At 38.7% G+C, this 15,155-nt stretch carries 23 protein-coding genes; 16 read left to right on the top strand and 7 right to left on the bottom strand.

From position 1 onward, the window contains the following. Positions 1-171 precede the first annotated feature (171 nt). A complete protein-coding gene (locus P255_RS14605; RefSeq protein WP_004904549.1) occupies positions 172-1,254 on the top strand; it encodes a RepB family plasmid replication initiator protein in 1,083 nt (360 codons plus the stop codon). Positions 1,255-1,467: 213 nt separating this feature from the next. On the opposite strand, the gene P255_RS14610 is transcribed toward P255_RS14605, so the two are convergent. The 7 genes from P255_RS14610 to P255_RS14640 form a co-directional block, all read right to left on the bottom strand. After that, positions 1,468-1,731: a hypothetical protein gene (locus P255_RS14610; protein ID WP_004904545.1), complete on the bottom strand. Its 264-nt coding sequence runs from the start codon at positions 1,729-1,731 to the stop codon at positions 1,468-1,470. Next, on the bottom strand, positions 1,724-1,933 hold the full coding sequence (locus P255_RS14615; protein WP_004904543.1) for a hypothetical protein: 210 nt from the start codon (positions 1,931-1,933) through the stop codon (positions 1,724-1,726). Before P255_RS14615 ends, P255_RS14610 begins: the two co-directional genes overlap by 8 nt. Beyond that, complete coding sequence (locus P255_RS14620; RefSeq protein ID WP_004904539.1) at positions 1,926-2,270, bottom strand: hypothetical protein; 345 nt, start codon at positions 2,268-2,270, stop codon at positions 1,926-1,928. Before P255_RS14620 ends, P255_RS14615 begins: the two co-directional genes overlap by 8 nt. Before the next feature lie 18 nt (positions 2,271-2,288). Further along, positions 2,289-2,471: a hypothetical protein gene (locus tag P255_RS14625; RefSeq protein WP_004904535.1), complete on the bottom strand. Its 183-nt coding sequence runs from the start codon at positions 2,469-2,471 to the stop codon at positions 2,289-2,291. Between the two features lie 42 nt (positions 2,472-2,513). Beyond that, entirely contained in the window at positions 2,514-3,455 is a 942-nt protein-coding gene (locus tag P255_RS14630; protein WP_004904532.1) for an ATP-binding protein, read from the bottom strand. Positions 3,456-3,514: 59 nt separating this feature from the next. After that, positions 3,515-3,796 carry a hypothetical protein gene (locus P255_RS14635; protein WP_004904530.1) on the bottom strand — a complete coding sequence of 94 codons (282 nt, stop codon included), beginning with the start codon at positions 3,794-3,796 and terminating at the stop codon, positions 3,515-3,517. Between the two features lie 296 nt (positions 3,797-4,092). Then, entirely contained in the window at positions 4,093-4,836 is a 744-nt protein-coding gene (locus tag P255_RS14640; RefSeq protein WP_004904528.1) for a helix-turn-helix domain-containing protein, read from the bottom strand. Positions 4,837-4,970: 134 nt separating this feature from the next. Here P255_RS14640 and P255_RS14645 point away from each other — a divergent pair, with 134 nt between their 5' ends. From P255_RS14645 to P255_RS14730, 15 genes are all read left to right on the top strand, one after another. After that, positions 4,971-5,195: a hypothetical protein gene (locus P255_RS14645; RefSeq protein WP_004904527.1), complete on the top strand. Its 225-nt coding sequence runs from the start codon at positions 4,971-4,973 to the stop codon at positions 5,193-5,195. A 49-nt stretch (positions 5,196-5,244) separates the two neighbouring features. After that, positions 5,245-6,585 (top strand): DNA cytosine methyltransferase, encoded by a 1,341-nt coding sequence (locus P255_RS14650; protein WP_004904525.1) that lies wholly within the window; start codon positions 5,245-5,247, stop codon positions 6,583-6,585. 217 nt (positions 6,586-6,802) lie between these two features. Next, a complete protein-coding gene (locus P255_RS14660; RefSeq protein ID WP_004904522.1) occupies positions 6,803-7,237 on the top strand; it encodes a putative endonuclease domain-containing protein in 435 nt (144 codons plus the stop codon). Further along, entirely contained in the window at positions 7,234-7,509 is a 276-nt protein-coding gene (locus tag P255_RS14665) for a hypothetical protein (RefSeq protein ID WP_004904520.1), read from the top strand. The genes P255_RS14660 and P255_RS14665 overlap by 4 nt, the downstream gene beginning before the upstream one ends. A gap of 208 nt (positions 7,510-7,717) precedes the next feature. Then, on the top strand, positions 7,718-8,410 hold the full coding sequence (locus tag P255_RS14675; RefSeq protein ID WP_004904516.1) for a hypothetical protein: 693 nt from the start codon (positions 7,718-7,720) through the stop codon (positions 8,408-8,410). Positions 8,411-8,594: 184 nt separating this feature from the next. Beyond that, positions 8,595-8,915 carry a hypothetical protein gene (locus P255_RS14685; RefSeq protein ID WP_004904514.1) on the top strand — a complete coding sequence of 107 codons (321 nt, stop codon included), beginning with the start codon at positions 8,595-8,597 and terminating at the stop codon, positions 8,913-8,915. 498 nt (positions 8,916-9,413) lie between these two features. Beyond that, entirely contained in the window at positions 9,414-9,701 is a 288-nt protein-coding gene (locus tag P255_RS14690; protein ID WP_004904512.1) for a hypothetical protein, read from the top strand. Positions 9,702-9,747: 46 nt separating this feature from the next. Beyond that, positions 9,748-10,191, top strand: coding sequence for a hypothetical protein (locus P255_RS14695; protein ID WP_004904510.1), 444 nt, complete (start codon positions 9,748-9,750; stop codon positions 10,189-10,191). Then, on the top strand, positions 10,192-10,479 hold the full coding sequence (locus P255_RS14700) for a hypothetical protein (RefSeq protein WP_004904507.1): 288 nt from the start codon (positions 10,192-10,194) through the stop codon (positions 10,477-10,479). A gap of 67 nt (positions 10,480-10,546) precedes the next feature. Beyond that, a complete protein-coding gene (locus P255_RS14705) occupies positions 10,547-10,729 on the top strand; it encodes a hypothetical protein (RefSeq protein WP_035365751.1) in 183 nt (60 codons plus the stop codon). Beyond that, positions 10,730-11,380 carry a putative metallopeptidase gene (locus P255_RS14710; RefSeq protein ID WP_004904504.1) on the top strand — a complete coding sequence of 217 codons (651 nt, stop codon included), beginning with the start codon at positions 10,730-10,732 and terminating at the stop codon, positions 11,378-11,380. Between the two features lie 46 nt (positions 11,381-11,426). Continuing rightward, positions 11,427-11,918: a DUF2280 domain-containing protein gene (locus P255_RS14715; RefSeq protein WP_004904503.1), complete on the top strand. Its 492-nt coding sequence runs from the start codon at positions 11,427-11,429 to the stop codon at positions 11,916-11,918. A gap of 2 nt (positions 11,919-11,920) precedes the next feature. After that, a complete protein-coding gene (gene terL / locus P255_RS14720; protein ID WP_004904500.1) occupies positions 11,921-13,462 on the top strand; it encodes a phage terminase large subunit in 1,542 nt (513 codons plus the stop codon). 3 nt (positions 13,463-13,465) lie between these two features. Beyond that, the gene (locus P255_RS14725) at positions 13,466-14,968 is read left to right on the top strand and encodes a phage portal protein family protein (RefSeq protein ID WP_004904497.1); all 1,503 of its coding nucleotides are present in this window, start codon (positions 13,466-13,468) and stop codon (positions 14,966-14,968) included. Continuing rightward, a complete protein-coding gene (locus tag P255_RS14730) occupies positions 14,969-15,154 on the top strand; it encodes a hypothetical protein (protein WP_004904495.1) in 186 nt (61 codons plus the stop codon). Position 15,155: the final 1 nt, after the last annotated feature.

Here is a 15,155-nt window from a genome sequence, read left to right on the forward strand (position 1 = left end):
TATATGTGGTCAATTCATTAACCATATATGGTCAAATCATTAACCGTATGTGGTCAAATCATTAACCAAATTTTAAGTCAATTCCTCTGTTTATATGTGGTTAATAAATTATTTGACCATATAAAGGTAAACGTATAGTATTTATGCATACACACAAAACAGAGTAAAAAAATGAAAGAACGCCAAGTTCTTGATTCAGAGCATCTAAAACAATCAAACACCATTGTTGAAGCAATGTACAGAATGGAATCGCATGAACAGCTTGTCATGCTACTTGCATTTAAAAAAATTAATCAGCTTGAACAAAACGGTGTGAATGTCGATGCAACGACAGCAATTGATATTGATGCCCTTGATTATGCTAGGGTTTATGGGGTAAGTAAGAATGTTGCATTTAATGCAATTCTGAATGCTCAGAATAATATTTTTGAACGTCAATTCACTTGGAAGGTAATAGCAGATGACGGCGTGGTTTCTAAGAAAACAGGGCGTTGGATTCATACGAAAGAAGAAGTAGATCAAAAGTCCAGAATTAGAATGTACTTTTCACCTACCATTTTGCCTTTTGCCAGCCAAGTCGAGAAAAACTTTACTTTGATTGATTTACGGCAAACGTCTGGCCTTGGCAATAAGTATGCAATGCGATTATTCCAGCTTCTTTTAAAGTGGAAAAATGCAGAATATGCACCAATCTTTGATGTACAGACATTAAAGCTTCAGCTTGGCGTTGATGTTGAAAACGGGGAATATGCGTTATTCAGTGATTTTAGGAAAAATGTCATTGAAAAAGCTGTTAAGAAGATCAATACAAAAACTAATATTTTCATTAAAAAAGTCGCATATAAAAAAGATGGCCGTGTAATTTCTCATATTTCTTTTTTATTCGATTATCACGAAGGTAAAAATATAACCCCTGATAACGGCGAGGATTTCGCGTTAGAGCTATCAAAGCCAAAAGTTGCTAGAAAACCACGGTTAGAGCATAAAAGCGTAACAGTGGCTAAATCAGGAGAAAACAAGGCAACCATAAGTATGAGTGAAGATCAGGCACAAATGTATGCTGATAAAATTATACGTGCTATTGAAAGCGGAGAGGAAAAGGCAGCATTTAAGGCGGTGGCTGGATTGGCTAAAATCGGTGAAAATATGCCAGATTTCAAGAAACGCATTAAAGCTGATTTAATGGCTGGTGAATTGAATATGTATCGCTCTGCATTAAAAGAGCTTGGCTGTAGTGTTCGGTACACTCGATAAAGTAATTGTTTGTAAAAAATCAGCAAATATGCTGATTTTTTATTGCTTTATATTTCTGTGAAAGGTATTGTTTATTTGTCCATTACACGGACTCCTATTGTTAGATTGTCCAAAGAGGCAGTCAAAAAAACCAGCTATATGCTGGTTTTTTAATGTCTAGGTGTCCAATGCTGTATTTATGCATTAAAAAAGCGCCTATTACGGCGCTTTAAGTTATGTTTGCTGTTGTATGGCCCTTGTGTGTGCAATACTACGTACTTTATTGAATAGATCAGGATTAAGTATTTCTTGAGCCTGTTTATAGAACAACTTAAAAAAATGATTGTCACTTGCTGAAACACGCTCACAGAGTTCAACTTCAAGACGTTGCAATTTATCCTGTAAAGCCTTTGTATTATGGCCGCTTAGCTGATCCTGTGAAAGTTTGGCTTTAGTTGCCTTAATATCTTTCATGATGTTTTTTATTGGTCTATTCATTGGCCTGCTCCATATTCCAATTTACGTTTGCTGCACCATCTTCACACTCAATAATTCCAGTGGCTCCGCATTTAGGGCATTTAGCTTGATCACCATCCCATAAATAGCAACCAATACCACGGTCAGTTGTTACCTCTGCATAGTCACTAAAGCCACAATTTTCACAAGCTGCAAGCCAAGTGATCTTCAGGACTTTACTCATGAGCTTCACCCTGTATTTTTTTAGCCCACCACAAGACAATAAAATCATATTCAGTGGAAAACCCACATATTAAGAAATGGTCAGGTGTTGGCGGATTAGGTTTCCAGTTGCTCCAATCCTCAAGGTCATCATCACCAATAATTTCGGAAACATCTTCAATAGAATGTTGTTCAACTTTAATAGTGATACCACCGTCAGACTGCATCTTTTCCCATTCTTCTCTTGAGTATGGTTCTTCGCTGCTGGTCTGTAAGCGAGGGTCAATTAACATTAAATCAGGGTGCGACCACTCTGCAAAATCGACAGGTACTTGTACGGGTTCAAGTTGTTTAATCATATTTTCCTCTTGGTGTTTTTAAACTTCATAGCGCTGTTTTCTAGCTGCTACTTGGTTCTTATGTAGAACAACAGAAACAGACTTAACCATTTCATTGCGCTTTACGATTTGCTGGGCCTCGGTGAATGTTGAAGCTTCAACAAGGCCATGAATTGAGCCTTTAGGGTGCATCTTTGCGGTATATCGCCAAATAAATTTCATTTCTAAATCCAAAGTTATGCCGCGCAATGCACGGCATTAGAATTAAGCAGCAGTTTCAAAAAACTTTTTGGTTTGTTCGTCATAACCTAAGCCACGCTCTTTGATGGCGTTATGCTTTAAACAGGCCCACATTTGGTTAAACCTTGGATTTTCCATTTCATTGGAAAGTTGTTCTTTTAAATTATTAAATTCACTTGCATATTGAGATTCTATGCAGTCCTGTTGCCACTTAATCCAAGATTGTTCTTGCTCTTGAAATTCGCGTTGTTCAGGTGTCATAGTGTTTAAATGATCTTTGATATTTGCAATAAGATCAGCCAGAAATGTAGGGTTATTTGTTAAGTCTGGAACTTCAACATTCCCAAGACTTGCACAGTCTTTAGAGTGGTATTTCTCGCCACTGTTATCAAATTTTAGAAAACGGCATTGTTGACCTTGATGTTTTCTATCCCAGCTAAAGAACGCCATACAATCAGAAATACGGTAAATTTCGTTTCTGTTTTTACCGCCTAAATCTGGACGAATAATGGTTTCGTCCCCGTCTTTGTCCTCAGTAGCATGAGCGATAAAAATAACGTCCTTTCCGCTTGAGATTAGACGATTCACAAAAGTTGTAAATTCTGTATTTACAGATCCTTGAACATTTAATTTTAATGATCCATCTTGTTTGCAGTTTTTGCGATCATTCGCAAAGTGGGCGCGGATAAGTTCTAGTAAGCGCTGTACAGTATCAATAATGATAGTGTCGTAAGGTTCTAGGTCTTTATTTACATCAAGTGAGCTTAGGGCATTCCAGTTATTTGCTACATAAACAGAAGAACGGCGTAGAAATCCTGTGCGATATGCACCTAAATCCACATCCAGAAGAAGGGCATTTTTTGCAGTCATTGCAATTGAGCTTTTTCCGATTCCTGGGCCTCCATAGATATAGAGTTTAATTGCATTGATTAGGATGGCTTCAGTTGGTTTGATAATTGGTAACATTTCGATATTCCTTTGAATATTGCATAAGCCAAGGCTTAGGCGAGATCGAATTAAATTTTTTATTCAGCGAGTGTTTGAAGTTTTATGCTTTGTATTTGCTGCTGGTTGTATTCGTACTCATAAGCACTAAGGCAAGAGCGCATACCAAACAGGGTGATAAAGATAAGGAAAACGAAAGGGGCTATACGTTTAAGCAACTTGAATAAGTTTGAAGAAAAGTCAGCAATCTGAATGATGAAGAAAGCCATCATGAAGAAAGGAAGTAACGCATAGTAAACAAAATCAACCTTTTGGAGGTTGTGACCGAACTTAATCGGATTTTGTGTGATAGTATTATTCATAGTTTCACCTGTTTTGTGTGTAGTGTGGAACAGTGAGGGAAAACGGTTGCACCCGTTGAACTCAAGAACCGCGTCTTATGGCGCGGTTTTTTATTGCCCTTTCTATTAATATAAACAAATATAAATAAAAATCAATGAAAAATTTACATATAGTTATATCTAGTTATTTTTAATTTGGGTAAATCTATGCTTTTTAAGCAAAAAAAATACATAAATATAAACAAAATATGATTTTTTATAAGTAAATAAACAAAAAAGCCAGCATATAGCTGGCTTTTATTAATGGTTTATAAATTTTAGAGAGATTTTTGCGAGATTACAGCAACCCCAATGATTTCATAATTTTCACGTAAGACAGGGAAATTTTGATTAATCGGTTCAAATGAGCATATCACTTCATCATTGGCCGTTACTTCAAGCACTGTATATATTCTGAAGTGGTAATCACTCGGCTTGTTCTTATTGCCGACAAGGACAATATCTTGTGGTTTTGGTTCACGTTCAGGGTTAATAACAAAAAGCGTTCCTTTTGGATGTATGTTTTTAGAATGTATATTCTTGGTGTTTATACCTTCTAATGCATCATCCTCAAGGATATAGCCAAAAGCGTTTTCGGGTAGATTTAAACAAACTGGGGTCGTAGCTGGTTGGGTGGGCATTATAAAATCCTTGTCCTTAAACCGTGGTCTAATGCTATCCATCGTTTCAGCGTCAATTGTCGGAATGTAGCTAATACGCATTTGCTTATTCAGCAAAGGATTTCTACTTATAGCTTCGCGTTTTGATATGCGTTCAGCAAGTCTAGGGCTGAATGCTGCAATATCAACATCTAAGGCATCAGAAAAAACCTGTGCCGAATCCTCTTTCAGTTCAACTCTGCCGTTCAAGTAAGCAGACACATTAGGCTGTGTCCACCCCCCAACCTTAGCAATATTGCTCTGAGTGAATAAACGGCCTTTCTCTTTTTCTTCTTGCTTTTTTATTGCGAATAGATCCGACAATTTTGCGGCCTCTAACTCAATGATAGCTCTATCAACCATTACTCAAAAACTCCTATTTTCGCAATATAATTCTAAATCTAATAGTTATATATAAACAAATATAAATATAAATTGCATAGAAATAAACAAAGCAATATAATTTATAAATGAATTAGTCATCGTATGAGGGATTTATGAGCTATCAAGATCATGAAATGCAGATAAGAGCGATTAAAACTGCAATTTTCTATCGGGTTCAGCATAAGAACATTGCTAAACGTGTTGGTTTAAAAGCTTCTCGCCTTGGTGAGTTATCCAAGGACATTAGCTCAATTACAGAAGATGAGCGCCGTCTACTCTGGAATGGTCTGATTCTGCCAAAGCTTAAAAAGATGAATAGTGCTTATTTATTAGCCTAAGCATAAAAATTGTACGAAAACGGATATTCACAGAATTTTGGAAATAACTATGTTTGATTTATTACCATATGAATTGATTATTGATAATTTTGCAGGCGGTGGAGGTACAAGTACTGGTTTAGAAGCTGCTTTTGGTCGGCCTGTTGATATTGCTATTAATCATGATCCAAAAGCTTTAGCGATGCATCGAGCTAATCACCCTGATACTAAGCATTACTGCGAGAGCGTTTGGGATATAGATCCAATTGAAGTGACTGGCAATCAACCAGTGGGCCTTGTTTGGCTTTCACCTGACTGTAAGCATTTCTCAAAAGCCAAAGGTGGAAAACCTGTTGAGAAGAAAATTCGCGGTCTTGCTTGGGTAGCATTGCGCTGGGCAGCAAAGACACGACCACGCGTCATCATGCTTGAGAATGTCGAAGAATTTAAGACCTGGGGCCGTGCTGCTGAAGATGGTCGTCCATGTCCAAAACATAAGGGTGAAACATTCAGAAGCTTTGTGAAAGCATTACGCTATCAGGGTTATGAAGTTAAATGGAGAGAATTACGTGCCTGTGACTATGGCTCACCAACGATTCGTAAGCGTTTTTTCTTAATTGCGCGCCGTGACGGGTTACCAATTGTTTTTCCAAAACCTACGCATGCAGACCCAAAAAGTTCAGAAGTAAAAAATGGGAAATTAAAGCCTTGGCGCACGGCTGCGGAATGTATTGACTGGACAATTCCATGTCCAAGCATCTTTGAACGATCAAAACCACTTGTTGACGCTACATCACGCCGTTTAGCAAATGGTTTGGTTCGCCAAGTTATTAATAATCCTGATCCATTCATTGTTGACGTAGATAGCCAACAGGTTGCGCCAGTAATGACTGAAATTGCAAATGCTTCAAGCCCACGTTGTATGTCAGCAAATGAGCCACTTCGGACTATTTGTGCTCAGGTTAAAGGTGGTCATCATGCATTGGTTACAGCATTGATTGAAAAGCACAGCGATAAGAATGTTGATTTGAAATCTCTTGATTTTAAAGCACCAGATGTATCTGCATTCTTGACCGCATTTTATGGCAATGAGAAAGACGGAAATAGCTTAAATACTCCACTTAGAACAATTCCAACCAAAGACCGTTTTGGTTTAGTGACTGTAAAAGGTGAGCTACATCAAATTGTTGATATTGGCATGCGTATGTTTCAGCCAGTTGAATTATTCAAGGCTCAAGGTTTCCCAACTACATATATCTTCAGTTACGGCATTGATGAGCATGGCAACACGATAAAGCTAACTAAAACCGAGCAAGGTCGCATGGTTGGTAATTCAGTTTGCCCGCAATTATCTGAAGCACTTGTACGTGCCAATTTCAGTCATGAAAGCAAATATCAGGGTGCAGCATGATCATTATTACTTTCTATCAATTCAAGCGCTTGGCTCGACAGTACCAAAAGGACAACAAAGGCCAAAACATTGAGTTAACCAATATCATTTTACAGACAAGCTATTTGGACTATGCGAATCGCGTTCCTAATTACCTGGTAACGCGCATTAAGCACCATTTTAAAGATCGGCCATTCATTGAGCTTGTAAGACAGCAGCATGTAACAGAGGTTTAAGCATGGGATCAGCACGTAAAAGAAGCCGATTAACATTGGCCGATTTAAGCAAAATTTCTCCGAAGATTCGCCAGCAAATTAAGAAGCAAAGAGCAGCTTTAGACATGGGCAGCATTGGCGAGGAAGATTTAAGTGTTCAGCTACGCTACAAAGGCATTAATTATGTAAAAGAATATAGTTTTGATCCGACCCGAAATTTTAGAGCTGACTTTTATTTAACTGATTTTAACCTTTTGGTAGAGGTTGAAGGCGGTACGCGAGGAAAAAGCCGCCATACAACACATGATGGTTATTCAACAGACCTTATCAAATATAACTCAGCTCAGATTCTTGGTTTTTCATTACTTCGATATACAACAGAGCAAGTAAAGAAAGGTATGGCCTTAGAGAGCATTGAACTTTTTATTAAGAGTCGTAACGGGGTGTTGATTGCATGACAAAAATTGATAAAGAAAAGCCACATTCAAAAATTCACAGGGACTTAGCAAAACATACAGGTGGTTTGTGGCTATGTGAATTAAATGTGATTACTTCAATGTACAAAGATGGTTATCCATTTAACCGCATTGCTGAAACTGTTTGCCGTGATAGTTGCTATGTTTTCGCCGTGATTAAAAGACTCATTGAAAAAGGTGAACTTAATGAACGGGTAAAACTAAGGGATCGTAAAAAGCGTATTGCTGGTATAGGCATGGGGGTAGCATGTTGAATTTCTGGTTAGTAATTATGTGTTGTTTTCTAACTGGTGGTTTTATTGGTGCAGCAGTCGGCTATAAGCTGACTGTGAACATCATCAAAAAAGACATTCAGTTCAATAAGAATCTAATTCTTGGAAAGCACTTATACCGTGTCCTATATGTCCAAGACCTAAGCAAAAACTTAGAAACGCCGTTAGCAATCTTGGAGGCAGAAAGAAAATGTTAGAACTCTTTGCCCGTTTAAATGTCAAAACCCCAAATTATGAGCCTTCGCAGGGTGATGGTAATCCAATCATCACTCAAGAGGACTTATGCGGTGTTCTTGCTTCATTTCCTGAACAATATAGCTGGTATATCTATGCAGCTATAGACCAGCGCCGTAGCTATAACATGGAATTGCTTCACCGCTATTTTAAACAGCGTGTTATGCAAGAAATGCGAAATAAAAAGTATGTTCCAAAAATATGTACTACTTCAGTTTTTGCCGATGGTGTAACCAAAGCAGCAGTATGGGCCTTCTTTTACTCAAAAGGACAATGCCCTAAATGTGTTGGGGATGGTGGATGGCATGTTCGTGTGTGGAATGAAAATACACATAAATATTATGATGAATTTGAGTTATGCCCACAGTGTGACGGTACTGGACGAAAAGAATATAACTGGGCTGAACGTGTGAATTATGGTTTTTACCAAATTTACCTAGACTCAATTCAGCATATTGAAAAAGATGATTCTAAGCCATCTATGCCATTTACACGGAAATGGTACACCGCATGCTGTAAGAATTATGACAATTTCATAAGAGAAGAATTAACGGACATGAGTAGGCACTTGGTAGCTAAGATTAAACACCTGAAGCAGCAAGAAATGAAATACCGCAGTGAAGTAATGGGGCTAGAAATATGTCTATAACGATTATGGTCGGGGACATTGTTAAGCCTTCCAGTACGACTATAAAAAACTGGGGTGATAAAGAACTTATAGTTTCTCTTATTAAAACTGGCACATACATGGACATTATCAGCGCCGTGGATTCTTCAGGTAAACCGTACCTTGGTGGGTATGACTGTTTTGACTTTGTTAGACGGGGTGAAAAATGAAAGGTAATCGCTGGCATGAAGATCAAAACAATAACATGCAACCAGATATTAAATCAGCGCCGTGTCCTTGGTGTGGTTTAAATTCTGTTGTGGTAGATACGATTTTATTGAAAGGTGAGCATCTAAATACATGGACAGCACAAGCAAGCTGTCATGAATGCGGTACAAAAGCACCAGATACAGATTTTGCAGCATGGGATGATCACCAGCTATGTGAAGATTATTTATTGACTGATTGGGAAAACGAACGTGAGGTTGTGAACCTTGCTGTGAAAATATGGAATAAGCGTAAAACACCTAATGGTACAGGTCTATGATTATGACTCAAAACCAGTTCTTAGCAGCAATGATTTTTTTAATCGTGTTTTGCCTAATTGCATCAACCAAGAGTAGCCATAACCATGTATTAGCTTTTTTATGAATTATTTATATTAAAAATTTATGTATTTATATTAAAAATAAAAACAGGGCATTATAGGAATATGATGCCCTGTTTTTATTTGCGAAAATATGAGTTCTGAATGATATGTAGGTTCTTTATGTATAAAAGATGTAGATATGATAAATGTTTATATGTAAAAAGTTAAGTGCGTTTTATGTTTTATTGAAACAAAAGTGAAATATATAAATAAATATCAAGTTTTTTATACTAAATATAAATGAATTTATTGAAATCAATTATCCGTTAATATATATTTCTTTCTAAGATGGTCGAACCTACATTTATTTTTAACTGTAGATGTTTGATTATCTGTGATGACCCATTTAGGCCCAGTGTAAAAACTGGGCTTTTTTTATGCAAAGAGGTGGAAGAAATGCCAGAACAAAACAAATCAGAAGTCCTTGAAGTTGTAAAAAATGAGAATAATCAAGAGTTTATTAACTCAGTAAAGGTACAAATAGAAAGCCTGAAGATTCTAATCAATACATGCGAGTCGTCTTTAGTTTGTATTGATCAACTTTCAGAAGAAACAAGCATCGAAGGTAATTTGCCAAACGATGAAAATTTAAAAAAGATTATCGGTCAAACAGGATTCCACCTTGACCGCACGGCGGCAACGGCACAAGAATTAATTTCTGTACTTGAAAAATCATTAAATTAAGCCAGCGCCGAACCCAATTTTTTTTTGCAAAAAAAGTAGAGAGCGTATGTTCGGCTTATTAACTCGTTTATCTGTCATTTTTAGCGTCCCTGTTATTTCAGTATTGCAAAACGCCTACGCTGGGGAAGTCTATAAAAAGGTAGTAAATGAATATTCAGATGAAGCAATCATTTTTTTATGTCTGGTTGTTATTCCTCTCGGTAGTATTGCCTCAATCCTAACCCCCGACCCAGCGACAGAACAAAAAATCAGTGTGCTTGCCAAGCTGGTGTATTCAATCTTGGCAAGTATCATTGCAATGGTCTATATCATTCATTTTGAAAAACAATTGAGCATTGTTCACGTTGCATGGGTGGCTGGCGTTGCTTTTGTTGCGCCGTCTGTTGTACCAAGTTTAAAGGCTTTAATCTTTGAACTTTTACCAACTATTAAAGACAATCTGAAAAAACGCATAAATGCATTTTTTGGAATTGAAAACAAGGAAAATTAAATGAGTGTCATTCAAGTTGTATGGCTCATTTTGGGCGTAGTTGTTGGGCTTTATTTTGTGCTACATCGACAAGAGAAGTCCTTTTCTATTCACAATGGAATTGTGTCAATTCTATTAAGTTCAATTGTGAGTTTAATTAGTCTTTGGTGGGCGGCGCTTTTTTTGGTCATTGGCTTACTTATTATCAGTTACGCCGTTCGCCAAAAATACAAAAGCCGTCTTATTGTCATTAATGACCAAAAACCACAAATCGCCGTAGGTCGGGCAAATCAGGATCGCCATGCATAAGTGTGGCTATAGTCATATAGTGGCTTTCTGAAAGGTACAGGCCACTTTTTTATTTTTGGGGTATGGCATGAACTATCAGCAGTTTGATGACCAGATACGAGAAATAGAGAACGAATTAAGCCATATTGGCAGTTGCTCAATGCATGGCAAGACACAAGAGGAAATCGCTCACATAGATGAGCGATTTTTTTTAGCTGTATTTGAGCTAAATCAGCTCAAAAAGCGCCGTGATAAACCAGAGGGCTTTTAAATGAAACGACCTTATCCACCTGAACAAGATCATCATTTTAATAGTGATGAGGAATTTATGGAAAGCGGTGGATTGCTTCATTTTGAGCCAGCAAATCAAGATTTATGGCCGTGGATTGTTGAAACTTTCTTATATAGCGATAGTCCACTATATAACCCTGATCATGAGCATTTATTGAGTTATGACCCACCTGAAATTTCATTTCTTTGGGCTTATTCGACTTGTGAGGCTAAAGGTGGACGTGTGCATGGTCAAACTGAAAGAATCATGATTAATGCAGGCGGATGGCGCAAAGGTCGACAAGAAGCACAATACATTGAATGGTTTAAGGAAGTTCCTGATTACATGATCACTTTAGATGCCCGTGTATGCCAAGTGATGAGCGATACAGACTTTTTAGCATTGGTTGAACATGAGCTTTATCACATTGGGCATAAACGAGATAAAAGGGGTGAACTTGAATTTATGTCGAGTGGTAAGCCAAAGTTATTTTTACGTGGTCATGATGTAGAAGAATTTCACGGCGTAGTTGAACGCTATGGTGCATCACCACAAGTTCAGAAGATGGTTGATTTGGCAAATAAAGGGCCAACAATTTCAAAAGCAAAAATTGCACATGCATGCGGTACGTGCTTGTTGAAGCTGGCTTAATATTTTTTTGCCTTTCTTCCTTGACGTACCTTGACGGATAGAGAGAATGGCAACCCTAAACAAAAAGCAAAAACTCTTTATTGTACGGTCACTTGCGGTATTTAATACACCACAAGAAACAGTGGCACTCGTCAAGGAAGAATTTAATATTGATGTAAGCAGACAACAGGTAGAAAACTATGATCCAACTAAACGAGCTGGTATATCTTTAAGCGAAGAATTGAAGAATGAATTTTATGAAACACGCCAAGGCTTTTTAGATGCTCCACAAAATATCCCAATTGCTAATTTAGCAGTGCGTTTAGATCGCTATGAAAGGCTATACATAAAAAATATTAAAAATGTGGCTATGGCAATCAAGATCATGGAGCAGGCAGCTAAAGACATGGGTGGTCAATTTACAAATCAGACCAAAACCGAGCTTACAGGCAAGGACGGCGAAACTTTACCAGTTCCGCAGCAACCTATACCACTGACACCAGCAGAAATAAAAGAACATATCAAAGAGTGTTTGAAGAAAGCGCAAGATGAGTACTAATCATGCTTACAGTGCAAGACATAGCAGAGCAAACGCTTTGCGAGGAAGATCATTTATATTTTACGCGCCGTTTCTTTAAGCCCCGTATGGGCTTTAAATTCATGGTCAATTGGCATCATGTATATGTCGCTTGGCTCATAGATGAGGTAATAAATGGGAACATTCCTAATTTAGTGATTAATGTCCCCCCAGGCGCGGGGAAAACCGAACTTACAACAAACATCATGCCGCGTGGACTTGCACTAAATCCACGGTCACGTTTTTTGTATTTGTCATATTCAAAGTCATTGGTTGAGGACGTATCAGCCACGGCGCGAAATATCGTTAAATCTGACGATTTTCAACATTTATGGCCCACCACTATATCTAACAGCACAGATTCTAAATCGAGCTGGAAAACTAAGGTTGATGGGTATGAAGCAGGGCATATTTATGCTGCTTCATTGGGTGGACAGATTACAGGCCGCCGCGCTGGTACATTAGCAGACCAAGGCTTTACAGGTTGTATCATTCTGGACGATCCGCTTAAACCTGAAGATGCATTTAGTAAAGTTGGCCGTGACAATGCCAACCGTGTGATTTTAAACACGGTCAGTTCACGCCGTGCGCGTTCAGATACGCCAATCATTATGATCATGCAGCGTTTACATGTAGAAGATCCAACGCATTTCTTAATGAGTGGTAACGTGTCGGGAGAATGGCAACAAGTCGCTATCCCTGCATTGATAGATGATCGCTATATAGATGAGTTGCCAGAGCATATACAGAAGCTTGTACCGCGTGATATTGAGCGTGACGAAAAAGGCCGACAAAGTTACTGGCCTCAAAAAGAAACGCTTAAATCATTGCTTCAGCTTGAACGTGGCGGAACAAATAAGGAAGGTGCAACCGTTTCACGCTATACGTTCAGCAGTCAGTACCAGCAAGCGCCTAAGAAATTGGGCGGTGACTTAATTAAGGGTGAATGGTTCGGACGTTACAAGGACGTACCACAGCTTGTATTTAGGGCAATTTATGTCGATACGGCGCAAAAGGTCAAAGAGGAAAACGACTGGTCTGTATTTACGCTCATGGGCTTAGGTGTGGATGGGAAAATCTACATTCTGGACATTTTGCGTGGCAAGTGGACAGCACCAGACTTAAACCGCAATGCACAGGCATTTATTGATAAGCATAAGGTCTATACGCCGTTATCGCGCCCAATTCGTTACATGAAAGTTGAAGATAAGGCCCACGGCACACAGCTTATTCAAAATTTAGGAACTTACGGCGGTGTGCCTTGCATACCTGTACAGCGTGGCACAGACAAACTCTCTCGCTTTATGGACGTACAAGTTCATTTAGAGCATGACTATGCAAATAATCCAGATGATCGTTTAGTCATGATCCCAATGTCTGCGCCGTGGATTGCCGATTTCTTAGAAGAATGTGAGGCATTTAACGCAAAAATGACGCATGACCATGACGACCAAGTGGATACATTAATTGACGGTATCGAAGATATGGTGATGACAGTCAACTATCAACCACCAGCAACAGGATAAAGAATGGCAAAAGGTAATAAAGGCAAGGGCGATAAAAAGCCTAGCAATAAAATCCAAAGTCCTCAGTCTGCTGGGGACTATTTATTTAAGCAGCAGGCTGAAACAGCTTTAATTAAGTATTTAACTAAGGCCCCCGATATTGACGAAGTTTTAGTCAGTGCAGGGATTAGCCGATCAAGACTTAGCAAGCTGCTATATGATGATGAAATTTATCAATGTATTGAGAAGCGACAGGGCGGCTTAGAAAAAACGCCGTTTCGTATTGAGTCTGATAATGATGCAGTTTCTAAAATCATCACGGACTTACTCAAGTTATGGTGGGGCCGCATTGTTCTAGGCGCACAAAATGCCCGTTGGTTTGGATATTCAGTTATTGAAGCTGAGTACAACCAAAATGCATTACATATAGACGGCGACACTATTACGCCATACATCGGCTGGACTTGGATTGGTGAAAAGCCTTTAGAGTGGTATGAACCCAAGCAAGACGGGCGTTTAGTTCTTTATGCTGCATATAACGATCAGGGCAAGGATATTGATTGTGACCAGACATTTAAGCACTTTTTAACCCAATGCAAGCCGACCTATAAAAACCCATATGGAGAAGCGCTTTTAAGCCGTTTGTACTGGCTTTGGTTCTTCAAAAATGGAAGCTGGAAAATGTGGGCCAAGTTCGTAGAGCGCTTTGGTAATCCGCTTTTAGTCGGTAAGTCTGTTGGTGATAACCAAGCTATGCGTAATGCTTTGTTACAGGCCCATGCATCTAGTGTTATTGCAGTAAATTCCAATGAAAGTATTGAGGCTATTAATGCTCAGGGTAATAGTGGCCCGTCTGCATTTGAGGGATTTAGTGACCGTATCGAGAGAAACATACAAAAGCTAATCCTCGGCCAAACGCTTACCAGTGGAACGGACGGCGGCGGAAGTCGTGCATTAGGTACTGTCCATTTACAGGTACAGCAAGACAAGATAGATGCAGACATACGCATGGTAAGCACTACGGTACAAAACATCGTGAATGCATTATGTGACCTGAACGGGTGGAAGCGTGTCACTGTAATTATGGGTGATGAGCAAAACCTTCAGTCAGATAAAGCGGATCGTGATGTTAAGTTAAAAAATGCTGGGGCCGCACTTACACCGCAGTATTTTAAGCGTGAGTATGCATTACAAGATGGTGATGTAGCTGATAACACACAGCAAACGCCGTTTAAGTCATTCTCAGATTTACCACGGCAATATCTAAATTTTGCAGCAGGCAAGGCAAAGTTCACACCACAACAGCAGCAAATAGAGCAAATCACGGATTTACAGCCTGATTTTGAGCTAATGGACGGCGAACAGATTAAAAACCTATTTGCTGAAAGTTCAAGCATAGAAGCCTTGGCAGAAAATCTAGTGAAGCAAATCCCAATTGCTACTAAATCCCAATTCAATATGCAGCTAGACCATGCGCTTTATGTGGGTGCTGTTATGGGCTTTTGTTTTGCTGGTGAGGTGAAATAAATGTATGAAGATATGCAGAAACTATTTGATGAGTTTGAGGCATTTATGACTGAACACATGGGCCTTAAATTTTCTGAGTTTGATAAATATAATCGAAAAAAGTTAGGGCGCTATTTTGATCAGCGTGATAGCTATTTTGCATTGTGGCTTACTGCAAAGAATTTTTATCTAAATAAAGCGCCGTGAG

This window comes from Acinetobacter brisouii CIP 110357, assembly GCF_000488275.1.
GTDB lineage: Bacteria > Pseudomonadota > Gammaproteobacteria > Pseudomonadales > Moraxellaceae > Acinetobacter > Acinetobacter brisouii.

Excerpts from the sequence above, each read along its gene's own strand:
- P255_RS14705 (WP_035365751.1), top strand. The coding sequence starts at position 10,547 with ATGAACTATCAGCAGTTTGATGACCAGATACGAGAAATAGAGAACGAA.
- P255_RS14650 (WP_004904525.1), top strand. The coding sequence starts at position 5,245 with ATGTTTGATTTATTACCATATGAATTGATTATTGATAATTTTGCAGGC.
- P255_RS14665 (WP_004904520.1), top strand. The coding sequence starts at position 7,234 with ATGACAAAAATTGATAAAGAAAAGCCACATTCAAAAATTCACAGGGAC.
- P255_RS14640 (WP_004904528.1), bottom strand. The coding sequence starts at position 4,836 with ATGGTTGATAGAGCTATCATTGAGTTAGAGGCCGCAAAATTGTCGGAT.
- terL (WP_004904500.1), top strand. The coding sequence starts at position 11,921 with ATGCTTACAGTGCAAGACATAGCAGAGCAAACGCTTTGCGAGGAAGAT.
- P255_RS14610 (WP_004904545.1), bottom strand. The coding sequence starts at position 1,731 with ATGAATAGACCAATAAAAAACATCATGAAAGATATTAAGGCAACTAAA.
- P255_RS14685 (WP_004904514.1), top strand. The coding sequence starts at position 8,595 with ATGAAAGGTAATCGCTGGCATGAAGATCAAAACAATAACATGCAACCA.
- P255_RS14695 (WP_004904510.1), top strand. The coding sequence starts at position 9,748 with ATGTTCGGCTTATTAACTCGTTTATCTGTCATTTTTAGCGTCCCTGTT.
- P255_RS14715 (WP_004904503.1), top strand. The coding sequence starts at position 11,427 with ATGGCAACCCTAAACAAAAAGCAAAAACTCTTTATTGTACGGTCACTT.
- P255_RS14635 (WP_004904530.1), bottom strand. The coding sequence starts at position 3,796 with ATGAATAATACTATCACACAAAATCCGATTAAGTTCGGTCACAACCTC.
- P255_RS14675 (WP_004904516.1), top strand. The coding sequence starts at position 7,718 with ATGTTAGAACTCTTTGCCCGTTTAAATGTCAAAACCCCAAATTATGAG.
- P255_RS14615 (WP_004904543.1), bottom strand. The coding sequence starts at position 1,933 with ATGAGTAAAGTCCTGAAGATCACTTGGCTTGCAGCTTGTGAAAATTGT.
- P255_RS14630 (WP_004904532.1), bottom strand. The coding sequence starts at position 3,455 with ATGTTACCAATTATCAAACCAACTGAAGCCATCCTAATCAATGCAATT.
- P255_RS14620 (WP_004904539.1), bottom strand. The coding sequence starts at position 2,270 with ATGATTAAACAACTTGAACCCGTACAAGTACCTGTCGATTTTGCAGAG.
- P255_RS14700 (WP_004904507.1), top strand. The coding sequence starts at position 10,192 with ATGAGTGTCATTCAAGTTGTATGGCTCATTTTGGGCGTAGTTGTTGGG.
- P255_RS14710 (WP_004904504.1), top strand. The coding sequence starts at position 10,730 with ATGAAACGACCTTATCCACCTGAACAAGATCATCATTTTAATAGTGAT.
- P255_RS14725 (WP_004904497.1), top strand. The coding sequence starts at position 13,466 with ATGGCAAAAGGTAATAAAGGCAAGGGCGATAAAAAGCCTAGCAATAAA.
- P255_RS14660 (WP_004904522.1), top strand. The coding sequence starts at position 6,803 with ATGGGATCAGCACGTAAAAGAAGCCGATTAACATTGGCCGATTTAAGC.
- P255_RS14730 (WP_004904495.1), top strand. The coding sequence starts at position 14,969 with ATGTATGAAGATATGCAGAAACTATTTGATGAGTTTGAGGCATTTATG.
- P255_RS14690 (WP_004904512.1), top strand. The coding sequence starts at position 9,414 with ATGCCAGAACAAAACAAATCAGAAGTCCTTGAAGTTGTAAAAAATGAG.
- P255_RS14645 (WP_004904527.1), top strand. The coding sequence starts at position 4,971 with ATGAGCTATCAAGATCATGAAATGCAGATAAGAGCGATTAAAACTGCA.
- P255_RS14605 (WP_004904549.1), top strand. The coding sequence starts at position 172 with ATGAAAGAACGCCAAGTTCTTGATTCAGAGCATCTAAAACAATCAAAC.
- P255_RS14625 (WP_004904535.1), bottom strand. The coding sequence starts at position 2,471 with ATGAAATTTATTTGGCGATATACCGCAAAGATGCACCCTAAAGGCTCA.